The sequence below is a fragment of the Vibrio sp. 1078-1 genome (assembly GCF_033340475.1).
Genome location: NZ_JAWOWM010000018.1, coordinates 22513 through 45312, shown reverse-complemented (window position 1 = coordinate 45312; position 22800 = coordinate 22513). Strand labels below are relative to the sequence as shown.

Sequence of the window (22800 nt, the reverse complement as noted above, 5' to 3'; positions counted from 1 at the left end):
GCTTTTGTGGTTTTGATTAGTTTTTAGTGATCCACTGCACTACCAGCACCTATTGGCACGCGAACGTGTTCGACTAGGTCTTTTACTTCTTGTGGCGTTTCTGCTGTTACTTTGGAGACAGCGAATGCGACGATGAAGTTAAATAGTGCGCCAATAGCACCAAACGCGTTTGGCTCAATACCCAGGAACCAGTTTGTTCCCCAGCTTTCTAGATATTTCCAATCAGCAACGAAAAGGATGCCTTTGTGTTGGAATACGTAGAACAGCGTAATACTGATACCTGCAATCATACCGGCGATTGCGCCTTCTTTATTGATGCTCTTGCTGAAGATGCCCATCATCAATGCAGGGAAGATGGATGAAGCGGCAAGACCAAAGGCGAGTGCTACCGTACCTGCGGCAAATCCAGGCGGATTTAAACCGAGATAGCCTGCGGCTGCTATCGCTACTGCCATTGATATTCGACTAGCAAGTAGCTCTTTTTTCTCGGATATGTTCGGATTGATAACCCCTTTGATTAAGTCATGGGAAATAGCTGAAGAAATGGCGAGTAGTAAACCTGCTGCGGTAGATAGTGCAGCTGCAAGACCACCTGCTGCCACAAGTGCGATCACCCAGTTTGGTAGTTTAGCGATCTCTGGGTTAGCCAATACCATGATGTCGTTATCAACGCGCAGTTCGTTGGTGGACGCATCTGAAGTGTATTGGATATTGCCATCGCCATTTTTATCGTCAAAACCGAGTAGTCCAGTTGTTTCCCAGTTTTTGAACCACGCAGGACGCTCGTCATACGCTAGGTGCTGACCCGGAGCTGGATTTACCGTATTCATTAGGTTGAGGCGAGCCATCGCTGATACCGCTGGTGCAGTAGTGTAAAGGATTGCGATGAAGATCAGAGCCCAGCCTGCTGATGTACGTGCGTCGCGAACCTTCGGCACGGTAAAGAAACGGATAATTACGTGTGGTAGACCGGCAGTACCAATCATCAGTGACATGGTGTAGACAAACATATTAAGTGTGTCGCCACGTACTTGGGTCGTGTATTCACTGAATCCGAGTTCGGTCACAACTTGGTCAAGCCGATCGAGTAGATAGACATCGGTACCAGCCATGGTACTCCCCAGACCAATTTGTGGGATTGGGTTACCAGTGAGTTGCAGAGAGATAAAGATTGCAGGGATAGTGTAAGCAAGAATGAGTACGCAATATTGAGCAATCTGCGTGTAAGTGATGCCTTTCATGCCGCCAAGAACCGCGTACATGAAAACGATACACATACCAATTAATAGGCCGGTGGAGTAATCCACTTCTAAGAAGCGACCAAACGCAACGCCCACGCCTTTCATCTGACCGATAACATAAGTCACTGATGCGATGATAAGACAAACAACCGCTACGATACGTGCTGTGTTGGAGTAAAAGCGTTCACCAACAAACTCTGGCACCGTAAACTTACCAAATTTGCGTAGGTAAGGCGCTAGCAACAGCGCAAGCAGAACGTAGCCACCAGTCCAACCCATTAGAAATACTGAGCCGCCATAGCCCATGAAGGCAATTAAGCCTGCCATTGAGATAAACGACGCTGCGGACATCCAATCGGCTGCGGTTGCCATACCGTTTGCAATCGGGTTTACACCGCCACCAGCAACATAAAACTCTTTGGTTGATCCGGCGCGAGCCCAAATAGCAATCCCGATGTACAGGATGAACGTGGCGCCAACGACCAGGTAGGTAATAGTTTTCAAATCCATCTGAGTGACTCCTTATTCGTCCACGCCGAATTCACGGTCAATTTGGCGCATCTTCCATGCGTAATAGAAAATAATTCCTAGGAAGGCATAGATGGAGCCTTGTTGAGCAAACCAGAAACCGAGTTTGTAGCCGCCTAGTTGAAATTGATTTAGTACGTCGACAAATAAAATGCCGCAGCCGAAAGACACGACGAACCAGATGACCATTAGGCCGATCATGAGCTTCACGTTTTTGTCCCAATAGGCTTTGGCTCTTTCTTCACTTTCAAATGCCATTGCCGTCTCCTTACGATTGGTATTGTTGTTAATGAAATGTTTCAATATGTACATTAGCAAGGTGTTGGCAATAACTCTTTTCAACTTTAGTCGGGGTGTTAAAAATGAAGAATCCCCATGCTATGGGCTTTTGCAGCGAACAAAGGGGTAAAATGTTATGTTAATAAACTGTTAAGTTAGCCAAAGGTCTAAAGGTTGATTGGATAAACAAGCATGATTAAGACGGGCCATTAATCTTTTCTTCATTGAACTTGGAGATGCTGTGTAAATATTGGTGGTGATCTTGTGGCTCTTAAAGAGAGAAGGCGTAGATAAGAAAGCTCTCAAGTAATTTATTTACATAAAGTTTTCGCATCAAATCACCGTTTTAACGCACAATAAAGTAATATAACTGAGTCATTCTCGTACAACCTCGCATTTTGAGACGGTGTAAAGGGGAGGCAGATTAGGGCATTACCTCATTAACGAAGTAGCCTTGCTCATCACAATTATTATCGTTTTTCATTAAGGGAGGGTGAGAATGGACGCAGACACCATTAACAGTTTTTTTCTAATAGGTGCGTTGTTAATCGCACTTAGCGTTCTTTTAAGCCCAGTGTCTTCTAAGTTGGGAATCCCAATTCTTTTGGTATTTTTAGCCGTTGGAATGCTGGCGGGGGAAGACGGCTTAGGCGGCATCTTATTCGATAACTTTTCGATCGCTTATTTGGTTAGTAACCTCGCATTAGCCATCATTTTGCTTGATGGTGGGATGAGAACGCGGGTCGCCAGCTTTAGGGTTGCGTTATGGCCCTCGGTCTCTTTGGCGACATTTGGCGTTGCGATCACCACCATTTTGACCGGGCTGATGGCAACGTGGTTATTCGACTTAGATTTATTGCAAGGCATATTGGTTGGTGCGATTGTTGGTTCCACCGATGCTGCCGCGGTCTTCTCTCTACTCAAAGGTCGTAGCCTGAACGAACGTGTTGGTTCAACGCTGGAAATTGAATCCGGCACCAATGACCCAATGGCGGTGTTTCTGACCGTAACTCTGATTGCTATTTTAGCGAACCCTGGCGCTGACTTAAGTGCGGGCTTTTTGGCGTTCAGTTTTCTTAAGCAGTTTGGTATCGGCGCGTTACTTGGCTTCGCTGGTGGCTGGATCTTATGGAAAGTTATCAATCGCAATCAATTACCAGATGGGCTGTATTCTATTTTAACGGTCAGTGGTGGCTTGCTTATTTTTGCTTTATCTAACACTTTGGGTGGCAGTGGTATTTTGTCGATTTACCTCGTTGGTCTTTTATTAGGTAACCGTCCAACACGCAGCCGCCACTCTATTCTTCATGTTTTAGATGGTATGACGTGGCTAGCTCAAATTGGTATGTTCTTGGTGCTTGGCTTGTTGGTTACACCATCTAATTTACTCTCTATTGCGTTGCCAGGTCTTGCGCTTGCCTTCGGGATGATTTTGTTTGCCCGACCAATCTCAGTTTGGATTGGTTTACTGCCATTCAAGAGTTTCACGCCACGTGAAAAGTGGTTTGTCTCTTGGGTAGGATTGCGTGGCGCTGTACCTATCATCCTCGCGGTGTTTCCAATGATGGCAGGGTTGCCAGATGCTCAACTGTACTTCAATTTGGCATTCTTTGTAGTAATGGTGTCTTTGATAGTACAAGGGGGCACGTTGACTAAGGCGATGTCTCTTGCAAAGGTCGAGCTACCTTCTAAGCCTGAGCCAATTTCGCGTACGGGTGTAGAGATTTACCCGACCAGTGAGTGGGAGCTGTTTATCTATAGACTTAAAGCAGATAAATGGTGCATTGGTGAGCCATTACGTAGTCTTTCGATGCCGGAAGGAACGCGTATCGCCGCTGTATTTCGCAGTAAAGAGCTATTGCACCCATCCGGCAGTACGCGTCTTGAGGAAGATGATACCTTGTGTGTATTAGCACAAGAAAAGGATTTAGATGCACTGAGCTTACTGTTTAGTGAAGCCCCAGAGAAAGCGTCGCTAGCGCGATTCTTCGGTGACTTCTTCCTCGATATTGAAGTGAAGCTTGCCGATATTGCCGTGATGTATGGTTTGAATCTGGGGGATGAACCGCTGGATAAAAGTTTGAGAAACCTTGTCGAAGAGCAATTAGGTAGCACGCCAGTATTGGGAGACCATTTCGAGTGGCAAGGTTTGCATTGGATCGTCGCTGATGTTGTTGATCAGCAGGTCACTAAAGTCGGTATCCGATTGCCAAACGAAAAAAGTAAGTCTGACGATAAGACGTCAATCTAGTCGCTCATTTCCGTCAGCATAATCACGGCTTGCGTGCGGTTCTTTACACCGAGCTTACGGAAAATCGCTGTCATGTGCGCTTTTATGGTGGCTTCTGAAACATTCAATTCGTAAGCGATTTGCTTGTTCAGCAAGCCATCGGACAACATTCCCAACACTTTATATTGCTGCGGTGTTAGCGCAGCAATCTTTTCCGCTAAGTCATTACATGCCGCGTTATTGGTGATCAACCCTTCAGGGAAGTATGGGTCGCCATTCAGCACTTGATTGAGCGCGTTCACTAATTCGCGCATGTCGCTGGACTTGGGAATAAAACCAAATGCACCATGGCTTTTCACCTGCGTCACGATCGCCGGCTCTTCACTCGCTGAAACGACGACGATAGGTAAATCTGGATGCTCTGCTCGCAAATGAATCAAGCCAGACATACCATTTGCTCCTGGCATTTTGAGATCCAATAGCACTAAATCTGGCTCTTCCTCTCGCTCCAACAAAGCCAGAAGTGCGTCGAGTGAGTCCGCTTCCAGCAAATTTGCACCACTAATAGCCATGTGGATAGATTGAAACAAGGCATTCCGGAAGAGTGGGTGATCATCTGCAATAATGATGGTGTAGGTCGAATCCATGACGTTAAACACTTTTGACTATTTCGTTAAATTTATTATTGTCCAGCTTTGAGAGAGTGGACAATATTTATTCGCTAAAAGTCTGAACCAAATCGACTTTTATTAGGAAAATTGCATATAAACGCAATGTTCTTATTCAAATCTGAGCAATAAAAAACGCCAGTGGACATCACTGGCGTTTGAATATCTGGTTATCAGAACTGCTTGATATGCTCTAAGAAAGGCTCGGCTTGCATAAAGCCCGTCAAACGAGCGTTTGAAACGTGTTCACCACTGGCATCCCAAAACTCAATTGTTGGTAAACCAAGCACACTCATGTGCTTCAGTAGTTCGATGTCTTGCACTTGGTTTTTGGTCACGTCCGCTTGCAGAAGAACGAAGTCTTGCAGTTTGGCTTCGACGCTTGGGTCATGGAAGGTGTACTTTTCAAACTCTTTACATGCTACACACCAATCGGCGTAGAAATCGAGCATGACGGGTTTACCTGCCGCTTTCGCAAGTGCCAGTTGTTCTTCAAGCTCCGCCACGTTAGCAATGTGAGTAAAGCTAACAGTGGCCTGCTGAGTTTGTGTTGTGCTGTTGCCAAACCAGTAATTTAAGATAGGTTGTGCTGAGGCTAGCAAACCTAAGACGGCGATTATGCCCACGGCACTTTGTTTCCAGCCACCAAACTCTAGACTGTTTTTGATGTGGTATAGCCAACCAAAAGCAGCAATACCCAGTGCTGACCACAGAATCGTTGACCACATTTCTGGCATGATGCGCTCTAGTAAGAAGATAGGCGCGGCAAGCAGAATAAAGCCGAAGAGTGTTTTCACACTGTCCATCCAACCACCTGCTTTTGGTAGCAGTTTGTTGCCGAAGACTGCAACAAGAATAAGCGGAATACCCATGCCCATCGCCAGCGCGTATAACGCGATACCACCCGTCAGCAAATCGCCGCTTTGTGCCACGTAAAGTAGCGCACCAGACAGAGGTGCCGTGGTACATGGTGAGCACACCAGTCCAGAAATCGCCCCCATGGCGAATACGCCTGCACTGCTGCCGCCTTGCTGTTTGTTGCTGAGGTTGTTTAACCACGTTTGAACGTTGCTTGGTAGCTGTAATGAGTACAGACCAAACATAGACAAAGCGAGTGCGATGAACAGTACGCTCAAACCAATCAGCACATAAGGGTGTTGCATTGCCGCTTGGAACTGCATACCTGCAGATGCCACCACAAGGCCGAGTAGGGTGTAAGTCAGCGCCATGCCTTGCACGTAGACGAATGACAAGCCTAGCGCGCGGCGTTGGCTTAGCTTGCCACTGCCAAGCACTATGCTGGTCAGAATTGGGTACATCGGCAGCACACAAGGTGTAAACGCCAAGCCCACACCAAGCGCCAAGAACAGAAGTGGTGTCCACCAGTTATCAGCAAGGTTGGCAGCAAGGCTATCTTGCTGTGTTACTGGCGCTGATGATGTGTCACCAGACGTAGATGATTGCGCCGCTGGTGGCGTTGCTATTGGTGCCTGTTCTGCTTTTGATGCAGTTGTCGCCGTTGTTGAATCTGAGTTCGACGAAGTAAACGCGCTGATAGGAATCACGCGAGTTTCTGGCGGGTAACAGAAGCCTGCTTTCGCACAACCTTGGTATTGCACGACTACGCGAGCACCGTCTTGCCAATCATGCATTGGTACATTAACGAAGAGAGGTTGAGTATAGATATGCACGTCACCAAAGAATTCATCTTTATGCGGTGTGCCGTCTTCCATTTGCAGTTCGCTTAGCGATACTTTCTCACCAGCTACAGACAAGCGCTCTTGATATAGGTAGTACCCGTCACGTACCTGCCAATCGAGCATCAATTTGTCATCTTGCTGGTAGAAGTTAAATGGAAACGCCTGATCAACAGGAACAAAACTGTCGCTGCTGGTACTAAAACTGTTGTTCTGGCTACTGTTAAACTGGTCTTTGCCAAATAAAGCTAAAGACGGAGTGGAAAAGGTAATGAGCCCTAAGAGTAAAACGGAAAGTAATGCGCGCATAAAAGAGTCAATTCATCTTAGATAATTGCCGTTAGTGTAACTCAATCAGACCCGGAGGCGAGTCAATAAGTTTCATGAAAATGAAGATTTATTGAGCATAAATCAAGACAGCAGGCAATAAAAAAGGGAGCCGAAGCTCCCCGAGTAAGACTCTGTTTCTACTAGATCAGTAGACCACCGAATGCGAAGCCAAGTGCTACCGCAGAAGCGATGGTTACCACACCAGGTACAAAGAATGGGTGGTTGAATACGTACTTACCGATACGAGTTGAACCCGTGTCGTCCATCTCAACCGCGGCAAGTAGCGTTGGGTAAGTTGGCAGCACGAATAGCGCACTTACTGCTGCGAAAGATGCAACTGCGGTAAGTGGTGCCACACCGATAGCAAGTGCTGCTGGCATTAGCGCAACCGTGGTTGCACCTTGAGAGTAAAGCAGCATTGAAGCGAAGAATAGAACAAGTGCTAGCATCCATGGGTAGTCTGCTAGTAGCGCACCCGCAACTTCTTTGATGCCGTCAACGTGCGCGTTAACGAACGTAGAACCTAGCCATGCCACACCAAGAACACACACACACGCTGTCATACCAGAGCGGAATGTTGCTGCTGCTGGGATTTTGCCAGCATCGATTTTACAGCTCATTACGATAGCTGCCGCAGCTGCGAGCATTACCGTCATGATAGCTTCGTTACGACCTAGAGCAGGGTTCTCGATAAGACCCACAGAGCCAGAAATTGCTGCTGCGTAACATACTACGAATGCGATTGCGCCTAGGAAGATGAATGTCGCTTTCTTCGCTGTTGGTAGGATTTCGCGTTTTGCTTCTGTATTTAGCTTGATTAAGCCTTTTTCTAGACGCTCTTGGTATTCAGCATCGTCTTTTAGCTCACAGCCCATGAAGTTCGCCACGAACGCACCGATCATGCACGCGATGAACGTCGTTGGGATACAGATTGCTAGTAGTGTTAGGTAGTCAACGCCAAATGGATGCAGCATTGCCGCGAACGCTACAACAGCCGCTGAGATTGGTGATGCGGTGATAGCGATTTGCGATGCTACGACCGCGATAGACAGTGGACGAGAAGGGCGCACGCCTTGGCCTTTCGCTACTTCTGCAATCACTGGCAAAGTAGAGAATGCCGTGTGGCCAGTACCCGCCATTAATGTCATTAGGTAAGTTACGATAGGCGCATAAAAGGTGATGCGCTCAGGATGCTTGCGCAAAAAGTTTTCAGCAACTTGCACCATCCAGTCTAAACCACCAGCGACTTGCATTGCTGCGATAGCGGTGATTACAGACATGATGATCAAAATTACGTCAACGGGAATGTAAGCTTGGCTTGTTGGTACGCCCAAGATCAAAGACAACGCAATGACCCCAGCACCACCGGCAAAACCAATGCCGATACCACCGATTCTTGCCCCCAAATAGATGAAGAGCAGAACCACGAAGAGTTCGACCATGACCATATTGATACCTCTTTAGTTTTTTATTTGATTCTGATTTTTTGAACACTCAGGAACAGGAGTAAATGCTCAGAGAATGAGAACCTAGTGGTTTAGCGGCAATAAAAGCATATAAAAAATGTGGTTAACCGTATGAGAGCCTAAAAAAGGGGCCTGAGTGGCCCCCTTCGGATTCGTTATTACTCGTAACGTTTTGCTTTGTAAGTAGGATGCATGAAGTTTTCTACTGACAAGATTTCATCAAGCTCCTCTGCTGTAAGCAGACCGCGCTCTAGCACGACTTCACGAACACTCTTACCAGTTTCTGCACAAATCTTACCTACGATGTCACCTTCGTGGTGGCCGATGTATGGGTTTAGGTAAGTGACGATACCGATAGAGTTGTAAACGTAGTTTTCGCAAACTTCTTTGTTCACAGTGATGCCGTCGATACATTTATCACGTAGGTTCACACACGCGTTGTGTAGTAGAGAGATAGACTCAAACACACTTTGTGCGATCACAGGTTCCATAACGTTTAGCTGTAGCTGACCGCCTTCTGCTGCGAAAGAAACCGTGTTGTCGTTACCGAGAACTTTGAAGCAAACTTGGTTTACTACTTCTGGGATAACTGGGTTTACTTTAGCTGGCATGATTGAAGAGCCTGCTTGCATTTCAGGTAGGTTCAATTCATTTAGACCCGCACGAGGACCAGAAGAAAGTAGACGAAGGTCGTTACAGATCTTCGATAGTTTCACTGCTAGGCGTTTTAGCGCGCCGTGAGTCATTACGTATGCACCACAGTCAGACGTTGCTTCGATAAGGTCTTCTGCTGCAACAACGTCAAGGCCTGTTACTTCCGCTAGGTGTTTTACTGCAAGCGCTTGGTAGCCAGTTGGTGTATTTAGACCAGTACCGATTGCGGTTGCGCCTAGGTTGATTTCTAGGAGGAGTTTAGATGTGTAATCTAGAGCACGAATCTCTTCGTTTAGTGTTACCGCCCACGCATGGAACTCTTGACCTACTGTCATTGGTACTGCGTCTTGAAGCTGAGTACGGCCCATTTTCAGTACATCTTTAAACTCAACGGCTTTAAGTTCGAATGCGCCTTTTAGGTACTCAATTGCTTCCATTAGCTTGTGTACGCTGTTGTATACTGCAATACGGAAACCTGTTGGGTACGCACAGTTGGTTGATTGGCTCTTGTTTACATGGTCATTTGGGTTAACAAATTCGTATTGGCCTTTCTCTTTACCCATCAACTCAAGCGCGACGTTTGCGATCACTTCGTTCGTGTTCATGTTAACTGAAGTGCCTGCACCGCCTTGGAATACGTCTGATGGGAACTGATCCATACACTTGCCAGTTTCTAGGATCAAATCACACGCTTCGATGATGTAGTTTGCAACGTCTTTTGGAATAGCGCCAAGTTCTTTGTTTGCTAACGCTGCTGCTTTTTTGGTCATTACCATGCCGCGTACAAATTCTGGTACGTCAGAGATGGTCATATTAGAGATGTTGAAGTTCTCGATCGCACGTAGCGTATGAATACCGTAGTACGCATCTGCAGGGACATGACGTTGACCTAATAGATCTTCTTCAATACGAGTGGCTGGGTTTGCTGTTTTTGGAGCATCAGATAGGGTAGCCATAGCAGGATCCTTAGATGATAATTCTGATAATAAAGTTATTTATTAGCCATTTCTGCAATCTAGAATCCATTCATCAGAATTTTTGGCTGGAAAATCCGTCCTGACTTATGTGGCACATGATACTGCACCTAGCGCATAAAAATAGTAACTAGATCACCTTTTTCATTTTTCATGAGTCAATAATTTGCAAAGTATGAACGGGTTATTAATAACCCTTTATAGGTACTCGATTTTCCTCGACAAACATGAATTTTTAGAGTTCGAAATTAGCACTTTAAAAGCACGAAAAAATCGGTATGCAATTGAATGAAACGTGCTCCTGCTACTTTGCCTAAAAGAGAAGGAGACCAGTATGAACACGCTTTTTTACAACGATTCGTTTGAGCTTAGTCTGCTTTTACCATTACACTGAATTAAACAAAGGAGGGCGTGTGTTTCCTATCTTATTATTAGCGTTTATTTTTGTTCCGATCATTGAAATCGGCTTATTTATTCAGGTGGGCGGCTTTTTAGGTTTATGGCCGACCATTGCACTAGTCTTAATCACTGCATTTGTTGGTGCGTCGTTGGTTCGTAGCCAAGGTATACAAACACTGATGTCAGTACAGGGGCGTCTTGAACAAGGTGAAATTCCAGCCCAGCAAATTTTTGAAGGCGTAATGCTAGCGGTGGCTGGCGTGCTACTGTTAACCCCGGGCTTTATGACCGATGCCCTTGGTATGTTGGTGTTGCTTCCTGCGCCACGCGCCGCGATAGCTAAATACTTGATGAGCAAAATGGTGGTGAAAACCATGCATGGTGGTGGCTTCCAAGGTGGTTTCTCTAACCAGGGGCCATTTGAGCAAGACCCGTTCCGTCGTGACCCATTTGATTCCCAGTCAGATAATGGCAAGACCTTCGAAGGGGAATACGAGCGTAAAGACGATGATGATCGCAACAAGCTCAACTGATTGAGTTAGACAGTAAAGAAAACAAAAGGGCGCACCAAGCGCCCTTTTCTGTATTTGGAATTCGTGCTGCTTACAATGCGCCTTCAAAGCCCATTTGACGCCATGCTTCAAAAGCAATGATCGCAACGGCATTCGAAAGGTTTAGGCTGCGCGCATCTGGCATCATTGGAATGCGAATACGCTGCTCCATTGGCAAGCTATCGATGATTTCAGCAGGCAAGCCACGAGTTTCTGGACCAAACATCAAAACATCACCCGCTTGGTATTGTGCATCAACGTGGTGACCTGTGGTTTTGGTGGTGCAGGCAAACAATCGATAGTTACCTTGCTTCTCTTTCTCTAAATACTCTAAGAACGCTTGATAGTTTTTATGGCGTGTTACGCGAGCTAAATCATGGTAATCCAAACCAGCACGGCGGACTTTTTTCTCTTCAAGATCGAAACCCAGAGGTTCAATTAAGTGAAGGTTTGCACCGCAGTTGGCGCATAGTCGAATGATGTTGCCGGTGTTCGGCGCGATTTCTGGTTCGTATAAAGCGATATCAAACATGGTATTGAAATAGAGTTGGTCAAAGAGAGGGGCAGTATATACCCAAGTCACCGAGATATGCGAGATTCAGCAAGATTGACCTGGGTATGAAAGCAGGCATTAGCGCGGATGTTAATACCGTAAGTAGTGATGCTCTTTATAAGAGAGCGTGAGCATAGTTTTCTTCAACTGCTCGCCAGTTGACGACGTTCCACCACGCATCAATATATTCTGGGCGACGGTTTTGGTAGCTGATGTAATACGCGTGCTCCCACACGTCTAATGCGAGGATTGGTTCACCGCGCACATCCACTACGTCCATCAGAGGGTTGTCTTGATTACTGGTGGACGTAATGTGAATCTCACCATCTTTTACGATCAGCCATGCAAAGCCAGACCCAAAGGTATTGATGGCAGCTTGGGCAAACGCCTCTTTAAATTGCGCAAAGCTACCAAATTTATCGTTAATTGCTTGAGCAAGCGCGCCTTGAGGCTCTCCGCCACCGTTTGGTGACATGCAATTCCAATAAATGATGTGGTTGTAATAGCCGCCCCCATTATTACGTACTGCTGGACTGAGCTTAGAGATATTGTCAAAGATCTCGTCTAATGACTGAGTTTCGAGCTCGCTCCCTTCAACGGCATTTACAAACTTATCAAAGTACGTCTTGTGGTGTTTGCTGTAATGCACTTCCATGGTTTTCGCGTCGATGTACGGCTCTAGTGAATCGTACGGGTAAGGCAGAGCGGGAAATGTATGTGACATAGTAAATCCTCCTTAATTGGAAAATTTACTTTAATGCTAACGATAATTATTATCAACTTTGATCTTTGTAAGGGTATTCTAAGAAGCCTCACCAATTTCTAAAGTGAGGGTGGGGCTGTGAATCACTCACTCTAGAAATATGGTGCGAATTATTGTTAGTTCATCAAATTGAGACTAACAATTGATCGGTAAGGTGATACTCATACGCAATCCGCCTAAAGGACTTCGGCTGGCTGCGATCGTGCCACTGTGCTGGCGAATGGCACTTTCGGTAATGGTTAGGCCGAGACCTGTGCCGCCAGAGTGGCGATCGCGTGCCGTGGAAACGCGATAGAACGGGCGAAAAATCGCGGCCAGTTCCTCTTCTGGTACACCTTCTCCATTATCGTCAACCGTGATACGAAGCGTATCGTCATCGGCTTTGATGTCGATTTGTACCTCATCTTTTCCGTAGTAAATGGCGTTACGAACGATATTTTCCACCGCACTCATCAGCAGTTTAGGGTTACCGGAAATATTGCGCTTAGGTAATTCTGAATAGTGTAGCTGTTTGCCCATTTGCTCTGCTTCAAACTGCGCATCTTTAATGATTTCTTCCCATAAACTTTCTAGTGGCTGTGTTTCGCGAGTCATATGACTGTTCGCCTGCATGCGAGAAAGCTCTAATAGTTCGCTGATCATCTGTTCCAAGCGCTGCGCTTCGGTATCGATACGAGTCAGTTCTGGGCTTTCGCCTTGTTTACGCGTCGCTAATGCACTTGCCATGCGCAGACGAGTTAAAGGTGAGCGCAGCTCGTGAGAAATATCGGATAGCAAACGTTGTTGTCCTGAAATCATTTGATTAACCGCTTCGACCATCTGGTTGAAGCTGCTACCTGCTTGACGAAACTCCGCTGTGCCTTTTTCTAAATTTGGGTCTGTGACAAATTCACCTTTCGCTACACGTTGAGCAGCGGCTTCAAGACGACGTGCAGGCTGACTCAATGCCCAAGCAAGCCATAACAGCAATGGTGTACTAACCAGCATGACCGCAAGCAAGAGCTGGAATGGGTGATCAAACAGACGCAGGAGTAGAGGTGGTGGCTCATTCCACTTGAAGCCCACGTACATCAAGATATCGGAACCTGCCAAAGTGATAGGAATTGGGCCCGCAATCATGTATCGACCATACAGCTTCTGCTTTGGATTATTGTAATCTTCGATACTGGTGACAAAGTTTTGCATTGCACGCAATTGAAAATTGCTGCGTTTTTCTGTCGTAAGAACATTACCGCTGTAGTCAGAAAAAAACACTCGTGGGCGAGGGTCGTGCTTGCCGTGGCGGTTGCCCTCGATACGAAAAAGTATGCGGCCTAAATCTGTTTGCTGGCTGTATTTTTGTTGGATTGAGTCACGCGTTTCTACCATACGTTTGTAGTGTTCTTCTGGAATATCGCGAGCTTTGCGTGGGTCCAAATGTGGCAGTGATAGCACGGCTATCAATACTAATAACATGGTGAACCAAAAAATGGCAAAGATGCGTCCATACAGGCTATTGATGTTTGGCAGTTTGATGCGTGATAGGCGCATTAATCCTCCTCAAGCAGCATGTAGCCACGACCACGCAGGGTTTTGATTCGCGGCTTGCCATTGCTTTGATCTGGTAATTTTTTACGTAAGTTCGAGACATGCATATCGATAGCGCGATCAAAAGCAGCGAGTCGTTTACCAAGCACATCTAAGCTCAGTGTCTCTTTGGTCAGCACTTGTCCTGGGTTTTGTACGAAGTGGGTGAGTAGCGCAAACTCGGTTGCCGTGAGATCGAGTAGCTGTTGCTCACAATACGCTTCTTGCTTACCGGGATAGAGGCGGATTTCTTGATACTCAATGCAATCGCTGTTTTTGGTATTTTTTTGTGTGCTGCTAGTGCGGCGTAAAATCGCGCGGATACGCGCTAACAGCTCTCGGTCACTAAAAGGTTTTGGTAAATAATCATCCGCGCCCAGTTCCAAGCCGATCACGCGATCAATTTCTTCTCCTTTAGCGGTCAGCATCAAGACGGGAGTTTCCCAATTTTCACGTAAGCGTTTCAGCGTTTCCATGCCATTGAGTTTTGGCATCATGACATCCAACAAAATCAAATCAATCTTATCATTGATCGCGGCTAAGCCGGCTTCACCGTCATTTGCTTCGCTGACGTCAAAGCCTTCGAAACTGAGTACTTCTTTTAATAAGCTGGTTAGCTCGATATCGTCATCGATTAAAAGAATGTTTGCCATGGGGGCACCTATAGTAAGTTACCGATAGCCTAATATTACATTGGAATGATGCGCAACGAAGAGGAGAAAAATCACTCTTTACGATTCTTTACGCTCCCTATACGTCGCTTTACCTAGCGGGTCGTATTCTATACTCAAGCGCTGTGAGAACAGCTCAGAAGAACCACTCACCTGTGTAAGGAATCGTATTATGAAGTCTGCAAAAAAACTTGTGTTAGCTGCTGTTGTTCTACCTCTTACTCTTGGCGCCGCAAGCGCATTCGCTTACGGTGGTAAAAACCATCATAAAGGTCCTCGTGACGAATGCGGCATGGGTATGGACCGAGGTGTCATGCGTCAACTAGACCTGACTGATGCACAAAAAGATCAGCTAAAAGAAATGCGTGAAGCAAACAAAGCAGAAATGAAAGCAAAATTCGCTGATGGCAAAGAAGCACGTATGGCTGAGCGTCAAGCGCATCACGCAAAAGTGCAATCGCTTTTGCTGGCGGATAATTTTGATGAAGCTCAAGCTACCGAGTTAGCAAAAGAGATGGTTGAGCGCCAAACGGAACGTCGCGTGCAAATGCTAGAAAGAAAGCACCAAATGCTTAGCGTATTAACACCTGAGCAGAAAGCGAAATTTGTTGAGCTACAAAATGAACGTATGCAAGAGTGTGGCGACAGAATGCACAAGCGCATGGAAAAGTCGCGCAATAATTAAGTCATGAATTGATGTTATATAAAGAGGCAGCCATTGGTTGCCTCTTTTTGATCTGGTTATTTCATGGTCATTCAATATACTCAACGTATGGTTTTAGTTAACTCTTTGATTATGAAACAGCAATACGCACGTTTAGTTACGACCGCCGCTTGGACTGCAACCATTGTGGCGACGCTTCTTCTGATAGTAAAAGTCATCACGTGGTGGGTAACCGGCTCAGTGAGCTTATTGGCGTCATTGATTGACTCCATGTTAGATATCGCGGCTTCGGTTGTGAATCTTGTGGTGGTTCGTTACGCCTTACAACCGGCAGACCGCGAACATACGTTTGGACATGGTAAAGCTGAGTCCTTAGCGGCCCTAGCCCAAGCAATGTTTATTTCGGGCTCGGCAGTATTTTTGATTCTTAACGGGATTGACCGATTTTTCCGCCCACATGCTTTACACGCACCGGAGTTAGGTGTGTATGTATCGCTGTTTGCGATTGTGGTCACACTTGGCTTGGTGATGTTCCAAAAACATGTGGTTCGCGTGACGGGGAGCCAAGCAATAGCGGCGGATTCTCTGCATTATCAGACTGACTTGTATATGAATGCTGCGATCATGGTGGCTCTGGGGCTCAGTTATTTTGGAGTGACTCAAGCGGATGCTGTGTTTGCGATTGGTATTGGTGTCTTCATTCTTTATAGCGCTTTCAAAATGGTCAGCGAAGCGATTCAAACCTTACTTGATAGAAAGTTGCCCGATGAAGAACTTGAGCAAATTAACCAAGCTTGTTTGAGCGTAAAAGGGGTATTGGGTGTGCATCAGTTACGCACGCGAATGTCCGGACCGACGCGCTTTATACAGTTGCATTTAGAGCTAGACGATAACTTACGATTAATTGAGGCGCATTACATCGCTGATAAAGTGGAAGATAATTTATTGGCTCTTTTTCCTGATGCGGACGTATTGATCCATCAAGATCCATTGTCTGTCGTTTTCGGACCAGAGAAAGAGCAAAAAGCGCAACATTGGTAGGCTTGAAAAATCCATCAGTGCCCGACGACAAACAGGTACTTATTGACTATCTTTCCATCAATACCTATTAAGATTCGTGATCCTGATATGAATCAACAAAGTTTCATAGAGAAACTGTAATACTCTTACATAAGTAGAAAAGTTACATAAAAAAGTGCGTTTTCATTGGTAATCCTGTAGAGGAAATGTAACATAACGCACAGTTCTGGATTATGCAGGTTGCTTGGTAACAAGGGGCCTAAAAGAAAATTAAATAATTGATTGCCAAAGATCGAGGGTGAGCATGATTAAGAAGATCGGTGTTTTAACAAGTGGCGGTGACGCACCTGGTATGAACGCTGCGATACGCGGCGTAGTACGTACAGCACTATCCGAAGGACTGGAAGTATTCGGTGTGTACGACGGCTACCTAGGCCTATACGAAGGCCGCATCGAGAAGCTAGATCGTTCTAGCGTTTCAGATGTGATCAACAAAGGTGGTACGTTCCTAGGTTCTGCACGTTTCCCTGAATTTAAACAAGTGGAAGTTCGTGAAAAAGCGATTGAGAACCTGAAAAAACATGGTATCGATGCACTAGTGGTAATCGGTGGTGATGGTTCGTACATGGGTGCGAAGAAACTGACTGAAATGGGTTACCCATGTATCGGTCTTCCGGGCACAATCGACAACGATATCGCAGGTACGGATTACACTGTGGGCTACCTAAGTGCACTAAACACCGTTATCGATGCAATCGACCGTTTACGTGATACTTCTTCATCTCACCAACGCATTTCAATTGTAGAAATCATGGGCCGTCACTGTGGTGATTTGACTCTGATGTCTGCAATTGCGGGCGGTTGTGAATACATCATCACTCCGGAAACTGGTCTAGACAAAGACAAGCTGATCAGCAACATCCAAGACGGCATCGCTAAAGGTAAGAAACACGCGATCATCGCGCTTACTGAGCTAATGATGGATGCTAATGAACTAGCACGTGACATCGAAGCCGCGACAGGTCGTGAAACTCGTGCAACAGTACTTGGTCACATCCAACGTGGTGGTCGTCCAACTGCATTTGACCGCGTACTAGCATCTCGTATGGGTAACTACGCTGTTCACCTATTGATCGAAGGTCATGGTGGTCGTTGTGTAGGTATCGTGAAAGAGCAACTTGTTCACCACGATATCATCGACGCAATCGAAAACATGAAGCGTCCAATACGCAACGATCTATACAAAGTTGCTGAAGAGTTGTTCTAAGCAAGCTTGAAATAGATAAACAAAACCGCGGCTTTCCGCGGTTTTTTTGTATTTGAGAATCAACAAAAAAGAAACTAGCGATAGACGAGTGCTAAGACACGCTGCTCTGCTCTATGAGCGTTAACTTGCGCTCGCGCAGCGCAAACAAGTAGCCCAGTAGCCCACCCAACGTATTTCCAACCGCGATACCGATAAACAAGCCTTCAATGCTGTAGATTTGGCTCCCGATCCACGCCGATGGCAAGGTAAAAATGAACAGCCGCATAAAGCTCCACTGGAATGCACGCAATGGCTTGTGCATCGCATTCAAACCACTGACTAACATCATTACGATGCCTTGGAAGCCATAACTAAATGGCACCACCAGTAAATAATGCCAAAGCAGGTTTTTCACCGCATCTTCCTGAGAAAACAGCGCAGCCAGAGGAATGCTCAGTGGCACCATCATCAAGAAGATAAACCCTTGGAATACCACTGCAAAACGCATGCTAATAAATAAACCGGAAAAGGCTCGTTGCGGTTGTTTGGCTCCTAAATTTTGTGCCATAAACGGTGTGAGGGCAGAGGTCAGCGACATCAATACTAAAATCAATATAGACTCAATACGCTGCGCTGCGCCGTAAGCAGCAACCGCCGCTGTACCGTGGTTGGATAACAGCATCATCAGAATGGCACCGGACAACGGATTCATCGCGTTTGATAGCGCTGCAGGGGTACCAATTTTTAGTGTCTGTTGCCAGTCTTGTTTCAGCAAAGCCCATTGGGGTTGAGCAAGCAATTTTTCCCGTTTAATTAGCACATAGAATGAGCCACACAAAGCACCTAACCAGCTAAAGGCACTTGCTATGGCTGCGCCTTGAATGCCAAGTTCCGGAAAAGGGCCATAACCGAAAATCAACAATGGATCGAGCATGCCATTAATCAAACCAGCCAACATCATGACTTTTGCTGGTGTTTTTGTGTCGCCAGTAGCTCGGATAGCACTGTTGCCCGCCATTGGGATCACTAGCAGAGGAATGGTGAGATACCAGACCTGCATATATTGCTCAATAAGAGGGATGAGATCATCAGACGCACCAAGAAAACGAAACAATGGCGCAATGGTGGTAAAGCCAATAGAAGACGCGATAGCCACAAGTAACACGGCTAACAACAAACCGTGGGTGGTGAACCGAGCAGCTTGTGGTGCATGACCTTGCCCAAGCAAGCGACCAATATTGGTCGATAGTCCCATCCCAATCCCCATCGTAATGCAGTTAACCGCAAAGGTGACAGGGAAGGTATAGCTGATAGCTGCTAGCGCTTGAGTGCCAAGCAACGAGATAAAAAACGTGTCCACCAAGTTAAACATCAAAATTGCGATCATGCCCATGGTCATGGGTACGGTCATTTTCCGCAGCGTTTCAGGAATGGGTGCGGTCAACAAACCATGCTTATCGGTCGCTTGGGGTTCCAGCTTGTTATTTTCCTGCATGTGTGACAACTATCTGGTGAGCAAAATGCAAGGATACAAGAAAGCGAGATGCCGAGCGAGTGAGCATTTCTAACGCAAACCGTTGCCTAGTTGTTCGTTATTTTAACTAAGTCACAAAAATTTTGTGCCACCCCCTTGGGATCGCTGCTTCGACCCCTTATATAGGGATCACGTGTCTGGGGCTACAGTCCCTAAGGACAATTATCAAATAAACATGGAAATTTTCAGGAGAGACGACCGATGAACATTCGTCCATTACATGACCGAGTTATCGTTGAACGTAAAGAAGTTGAATCTAAGTCTGCTGGTGGCATCGTTCTGACTGGTTCTGCTGCAGAAAAATCGACTCGCGGTGTTGTTCTAGCTGTGGGTAAAGGCCGCATCCTAGAAAACGGCACCGTACTGCCACTAGACGTTAAAGTCGGTGATACCGTTATCTTCGCTGAAGGTTACGGTACAAAAACTGAAAAAATCGACGGTAAAGAAGTGCTTGTCATGTCTGAAAACGACATCATGGCGATCGTTGAATAATAGCAATCATTGAGTAATTTTTTGCTCAGATTCAATTACGAAATTACACACAAAGAATTTTAGAAAGGAAATCAAAGATGGCTGCTAAAGACGTTAAATTTGGTAATGACGCACGAGTTAAAATGCTGGAAGGTGTAAACGTTCTGGCTGACGCAGTAAAAGTAACACTGGGTCCTAAAGGACGTAATGTCGTTCTAGACAAATCTTTTGGTGCACCGACTATCACGAAAGATGGTGTATCAGTAGCGCGTGAAATCGAGCTGGAAGATAAATTCCAGAACATGGGCGCACAAATGGTTAAAGAAGTTGCGTCTAAAGCAAACGACGCAGCGGGTGACGGTACAACAACAGCAACGGTACTAGCGCAATCTATCGTTAACGAAGGTCTAAAAGCAGTCGCTGCGGGCATGAACCCAATGGATCTTAAGCGTGGTATCGACAAAGCTGTTGCCGCGGCAGTTGAGCAACTAAAAGAGCTTTCTGTTGAATGTAACGACACAAAAGCGATCGCGCAGGTTGGTACTATCTCTGCAAACTCAGACGCAAGCGTAGGTAATATCATTGCAGAAGCAATGGAGCGTGTGGGTCGTGATGGCGTTATCACGGTTGAAGAAGGTCAGGCGCTACAAGACGAGTTAGACGTAGTAGAAGGTATGCAGTTCGACCGCGGTTACCTGTCTCCTTACTTCATCAACAACCAAGAATCAGGCAGTGTTGATCTAGAAAACCCATTCATTCTTCTAGTAGACAAGAAGATCTCAAACATTCGTGAGCTTCTTCCAACGCTAGAAGCTGTCGCGAAAGCATCTCGTCCACTGCTTATCATTGCAGAAGATGTAGAAGGCGAAGCGCTAGCAACATTGGTTGTGAACAACATGCGTGGCATCGTAAAAGTTGCAGCTGTGAAAGCACCTGGCTTCGGTGACCGTCGTAAAGCAATGCTACAAGACATCGCTATCCTAACTGGCGGTACTGTGATTTCTGAAGAGATCGGTCTAGAGCTAGAAAAAGTTGCACTAGAAGATCTAGGTCAAGCGAAGCGTGTTTCTATCACGAAAGAAAACACGACTATCATCGATGGTATCGGTGAAGAAGAGATGATCTCTGGCCGTGTTGCTCAGATTCGTCAACAAATCGAAGACGCAACTTCAGACTACGACAAAGAGAAACTACAAGAGCGCGTTGCTAAACTAGCTGGCGGTGTTGCAGTAATCAAAGTCGGTGCAGCGACCGAAGTTGAAATGAAAGAGAAGAAAGACCGTGTAGAAGATGCGCTAGCCGCAACTCGCGCAGCGGTTGAAGAAGGTGTTGTTGCTGGTGGTGGTGTTGCACTTATCCGTGCGGCATCTAAGATTGCTCACCTAACGGGTGACAACGAAGAACAAAACGTTGGTATCCGCGTTGCACTACGTGCAATGGAAGCGCCAATCCGTCAAATCACGAAGAACGCTGGTGAGGAAGACTCAGTTGTTGCGAACAACGTGAAAGCGGGTGAAGGTAGCTACGGCTACAACGCGGCAACAGGCGAATACGGCGACATGCTAGAAATGGGTATCCTAGATCCAACTAAAGTTACTCGTTCTGCACTACAATTCGCAGCATCGGTTGCAGGTCTGATGATCACAACTGAAGCGATGGTTACTGACCTACCGCAAAAAGACGCGCCAGCGATGCCTGACATGGGCGGCATGGGTGGCATGGGCGGTATGGGCGGCATGATGTAAGCCAGCTTATCTCATCGCTCTAGGGAAACCTTATAGCGGAAAGATAACCGACCAAACCTTTAAAAGTCGAGGCAGATGCCTCGACTTTTTTATGCGTATCACCTGAGAAACATGACGTTCTGGTGTGGCTTATCATGAAATTTTTGAGCGTAAAAAGCGCCATTTCAGAAGCAAAAAATCGAAGAGAAATATTTTTTCTTTTGAGTCAGATGGTTAAATCTGACCTATTGCTAACACTTTTTGAACGGGGACAGAGCAAAATCTTAACATTACACTATGTTGTAAATTGTTGCTTCCCATCATGGAGATGAAAATGAAAAAGCTTATGACGTCATTGGCGGTTGCTGCCGCTATCGCATCACCTGTTGCTTTTGCCGACAGTACACCTGTGATGTTCTCTACTATCGACAACACAAACGCACCTTCTAATTCTTCAGTTGGTGGCGTTCGTTTAGCTGTGCTGCATGGGCAGGTAAATGAGGTTAAAGGTGTCGACTTTTCACTGCTTGGTATGTCAGAAACGGATCGTACGACAGGTGTGAACTTCGGTCTGTTTTTTGGCGCAGCAAAAGTAAATCAAGAAATGAAAGGCGCGTCTTTAGGCTTAGTTAACTGGAACCAAGGTCAGACGACGGGTGTTAACTTGGGTGCTGTTAACATTACGAACAACGTAAAAGGCTTGAACTGGAGCGCGGTGAACTATTCTGAAGGCTACACCATGGCGGATGTGGGCTTAGCGAGTATCTCTAAGAAGTCTAATTTCCAGTTTGGTTTCTTCAACATGACCGATCAAATCGATGGCGTGCAAATTGGTCTTTTGAACTGTGCGGATAACGGTTTCTTCAAGTGTTTCCCACTCATCAACTTTGCTAAGTAATCCCTGAGAAAGTCAGAATCTTTATATACAGAAAGCCCTCGATGTTCGTCGAGGGCTTTTTAATTACAGATGGGATGAAGCGAGTTTCTCGGATCGTTAACTATTTAATTAATCGTGATGAAGTTTTGCGTTGTTGAATTCTTTGATGAACACCGCGGCGTAATGCTTTGATGTGGTTTTCTGCTTTATCCACACCTAACAACACGGTTAATGTCAGGAGAGTAATAACCACCGACTGCGTTAAATAACCCAAACCTATCATCAAACCTAAACCTGCTAGCACCCATATTACAGCCGCGGATGTTACGCCATGGATTTTTCCATCAAGTGTCATCATAACGCCAGCGCCTAAGAAGCCGACGCCAGTAATGATCTGACCAAGCACTCGTGCTTGATCAAGTGTATTTGGCGATAACGACACTGCCATCGACATAAACAGGTAGGTGCCTGAAATAATTAATATTGCTGTGCGAATGCCAACCGGTTTACCACGAGTTTGGCGCTCTATACCGATCATGAGCCCATTAATGGCGCAGCATAGTAGGGCAGGCCAACTGAATGGGCCAAGATCGAAAATTTGTTCGAATGCTGTATGCATCTTGACCTCCAAAAGTGCGGAGTATGCATAGACTTACCGTGCAAAGCGAACAAAAATAATCAATCTAGACGACAA

At 46.0% G+C, this 22800-nt stretch carries 20 protein-coding genes; 8 read left to right on the top strand and 12 right to left on the bottom strand.

What is annotated here, in order from left to right:
* Nucleotides 1-23 precede the first annotated feature (23 nt).
* Together R7190_RS22400 and R7190_RS22395 are read right to left on the bottom strand one after the other, a co-directional pair.
* Nucleotides 24-1751 carry a sodium:solute symporter family protein gene (locus R7190_RS22400; protein ID WP_054577281.1) on the bottom strand — a complete coding sequence of 576 codons (1728 nt, stop codon included), beginning with the start codon at nucleotides 1749-1751 and terminating at the stop codon, nucleotides 24-26.
* 12 nt (nucleotides 1752-1763) lie between these two features.
* A complete protein-coding gene (locus R7190_RS22395) occupies nucleotides 1764-2027 on the bottom strand; it encodes a DUF4212 domain-containing protein (RefSeq protein WP_005382373.1) in 264 nt (87 codons plus the stop codon).
* Between the two features lie 520 nt (nucleotides 2028-2547).
* On the opposite strand from R7190_RS22395, the gene R7190_RS22390 reads away from it, so the two are divergent.
* On the top strand, nucleotides 2548-4299 hold the full coding sequence (locus R7190_RS22390) for a potassium/proton antiporter (protein ID WP_005382374.1): 1752 nt from the start codon (nucleotides 2548-2550) through the stop codon (nucleotides 4297-4299).
* Here the strand turns inward: R7190_RS22390 and R7190_RS22385 are convergent.
* From R7190_RS22385 to aspA, 4 genes are all read right to left on the bottom strand, one after another.
* Nucleotides 4296-4925 (bottom strand): response regulator, encoded by a 630-nt coding sequence (locus tag R7190_RS22385; protein WP_005382375.1) that lies wholly within the window; start codon nucleotides 4923-4925, stop codon nucleotides 4296-4298. The genes R7190_RS22390 and R7190_RS22385 overlap by 4 nt on opposite strands.
* 194 nt (nucleotides 4926-5119) lie before the next feature.
* A complete protein-coding gene (locus R7190_RS22380; protein ID WP_053307397.1) occupies nucleotides 5120-6952 on the bottom strand; it encodes a protein-disulfide reductase DsbD in 1833 nt (610 codons plus the stop codon).
* 161 nt (nucleotides 6953-7113) lie between these two features.
* On the bottom strand, nucleotides 7114-8421 hold the full coding sequence (locus R7190_RS22375; protein ID WP_005382378.1) for an anaerobic C4-dicarboxylate transporter: 1308 nt from the start codon (nucleotides 8419-8421) through the stop codon (nucleotides 7114-7116).
* Between the two features lie 176 nt (nucleotides 8422-8597).
* Nucleotides 8598-10049: an aspartate ammonia-lyase gene (gene aspA, locus R7190_RS22370; RefSeq protein ID WP_005382379.1), complete on the bottom strand. Its 1452-nt coding sequence runs from the start codon at nucleotides 10047-10049 to the stop codon at nucleotides 8598-8600.
* Nucleotides 10050-10480: 431 nt separating this feature from the next.
* On the opposite strand from aspA, the gene R7190_RS22365 reads away from it, so the two are divergent.
* Complete coding sequence (locus R7190_RS22365; protein WP_005386383.1) at nucleotides 10481-10999, top strand: FxsA family protein; 519 nt, start codon at nucleotides 10481-10483, stop codon at nucleotides 10997-10999.
* Nucleotides 11000-11069: 70 nt separating this feature from the next.
* On the opposite strand, the gene trmL is transcribed toward R7190_RS22365, so the two are convergent.
* The 4 genes from trmL to R7190_RS22345 all read right to left on the bottom strand — a co-directional run bounded on the left by trmL (nucleotide 11070) and on the right by R7190_RS22345 (nucleotide 14552).
* On the bottom strand, nucleotides 11070-11549 hold the full coding sequence (gene trmL / locus R7190_RS22360) for a tRNA (uridine(34)/cytosine(34)/5-carboxymethylaminomethyluridine(34)-2'-O)-methyltransferase TrmL (RefSeq protein ID WP_005382381.1): 480 nt from the start codon (nucleotides 11547-11549) through the stop codon (nucleotides 11070-11072).
* 136 nt (nucleotides 11550-11685) lie between these two features.
* Complete coding sequence (locus R7190_RS22355) at nucleotides 11686-12294, bottom strand: superoxide dismutase (protein ID WP_005382382.1); 609 nt, start codon at nucleotides 12292-12294, stop codon at nucleotides 11686-11688.
* Between the two features lie 174 nt (nucleotides 12295-12468).
* Nucleotides 12469-13863 carry an envelope stress sensor histidine kinase CpxA gene (gene cpxA, locus R7190_RS22350; protein ID WP_005382383.1) on the bottom strand — a complete coding sequence of 465 codons (1395 nt, stop codon included), beginning with the start codon at nucleotides 13861-13863 and terminating at the stop codon, nucleotides 12469-12471.
* A complete protein-coding gene (locus R7190_RS22345) occupies nucleotides 13863-14552 on the bottom strand; it encodes a response regulator (RefSeq protein ID WP_005382384.1) in 690 nt (229 codons plus the stop codon). Before R7190_RS22345 ends, cpxA begins: the two co-directional genes overlap by 1 nt.
* 190 nt (nucleotides 14553-14742) lie before the next feature.
* On the opposite strand from R7190_RS22345, the gene R7190_RS22340 reads away from it, so the two are divergent.
* The 3 genes from R7190_RS22340 (at nucleotide 14743) to pfkA (ending at nucleotide 17521) form a co-directional block, all read left to right on the top strand.
* A complete protein-coding gene (locus R7190_RS22340; protein WP_047104268.1) occupies nucleotides 14743-15255 on the top strand; it encodes a CpxP family protein in 513 nt (170 codons plus the stop codon).
* A 111-nt stretch (nucleotides 15256-15366) separates the two neighbouring features.
* On the top strand, nucleotides 15367-16275 hold the full coding sequence (gene fieF / locus R7190_RS22335; RefSeq protein ID WP_031781038.1) for a CDF family cation-efflux transporter FieF: 909 nt from the start codon (nucleotides 15367-15369) through the stop codon (nucleotides 16273-16275).
* A gap of 283 nt (nucleotides 16276-16558) precedes the next feature.
* The gene (pfkA, locus tag R7190_RS22330; protein WP_182016935.1) at nucleotides 16559-17521 is read left to right on the top strand and encodes a 6-phosphofructokinase; all 963 of its coding nucleotides are present in this window, start codon (nucleotides 16559-16561) and stop codon (nucleotides 17519-17521) included.
* Between the two features lie 91 nt (nucleotides 17522-17612).
* Here the strand turns inward: pfkA and R7190_RS22325 are convergent, their stop codons facing one another.
* Nucleotides 17613-18995 carry an MATE family efflux transporter gene (locus R7190_RS22325; protein WP_017821828.1) on the bottom strand — a complete coding sequence of 461 codons (1383 nt, stop codon included), beginning with the start codon at nucleotides 18993-18995 and terminating at the stop codon, nucleotides 17613-17615.
* A gap of 240 nt (nucleotides 18996-19235) precedes the next feature.
* On the opposite strand from R7190_RS22325, the gene R7190_RS22320 reads away from it, so the two are divergent.
* From R7190_RS22320 to R7190_RS22310, 3 genes are all read left to right on the top strand, one after another.
* Nucleotides 19236-19526: a co-chaperone GroES gene (locus R7190_RS22320; protein WP_005381516.1), complete on the top strand. Its 291-nt coding sequence runs from the start codon at nucleotides 19236-19238 to the stop codon at nucleotides 19524-19526.
* 77 nt (nucleotides 19527-19603) lie between these two features.
* A complete protein-coding gene (gene groL / locus R7190_RS22315; RefSeq protein WP_005381509.1) occupies nucleotides 19604-21250 on the top strand; it encodes a chaperonin GroEL in 1647 nt (548 codons plus the stop codon).
* A 313-nt stretch (nucleotides 21251-21563) separates the two neighbouring features.
* Nucleotides 21564-22127: a VC2662 family protein gene (locus tag R7190_RS22310; protein WP_005381507.1), complete on the top strand. Its 564-nt coding sequence runs from the start codon at nucleotides 21564-21566 to the stop codon at nucleotides 22125-22127.
* Nucleotides 22128-22227: 100 nt separating this feature from the next.
* On the opposite strand, the gene R7190_RS22305 is transcribed toward R7190_RS22310, so the two are convergent.
* Nucleotides 22228-22725, bottom strand: a complete 498-nt coding sequence (locus R7190_RS22305) for an MgtC/SapB family protein (RefSeq protein ID WP_005381504.1) — start codon at nucleotides 22723-22725, stop codon at nucleotides 22228-22230.
* Nucleotides 22726-22800: the final 75 nt, after the last annotated feature.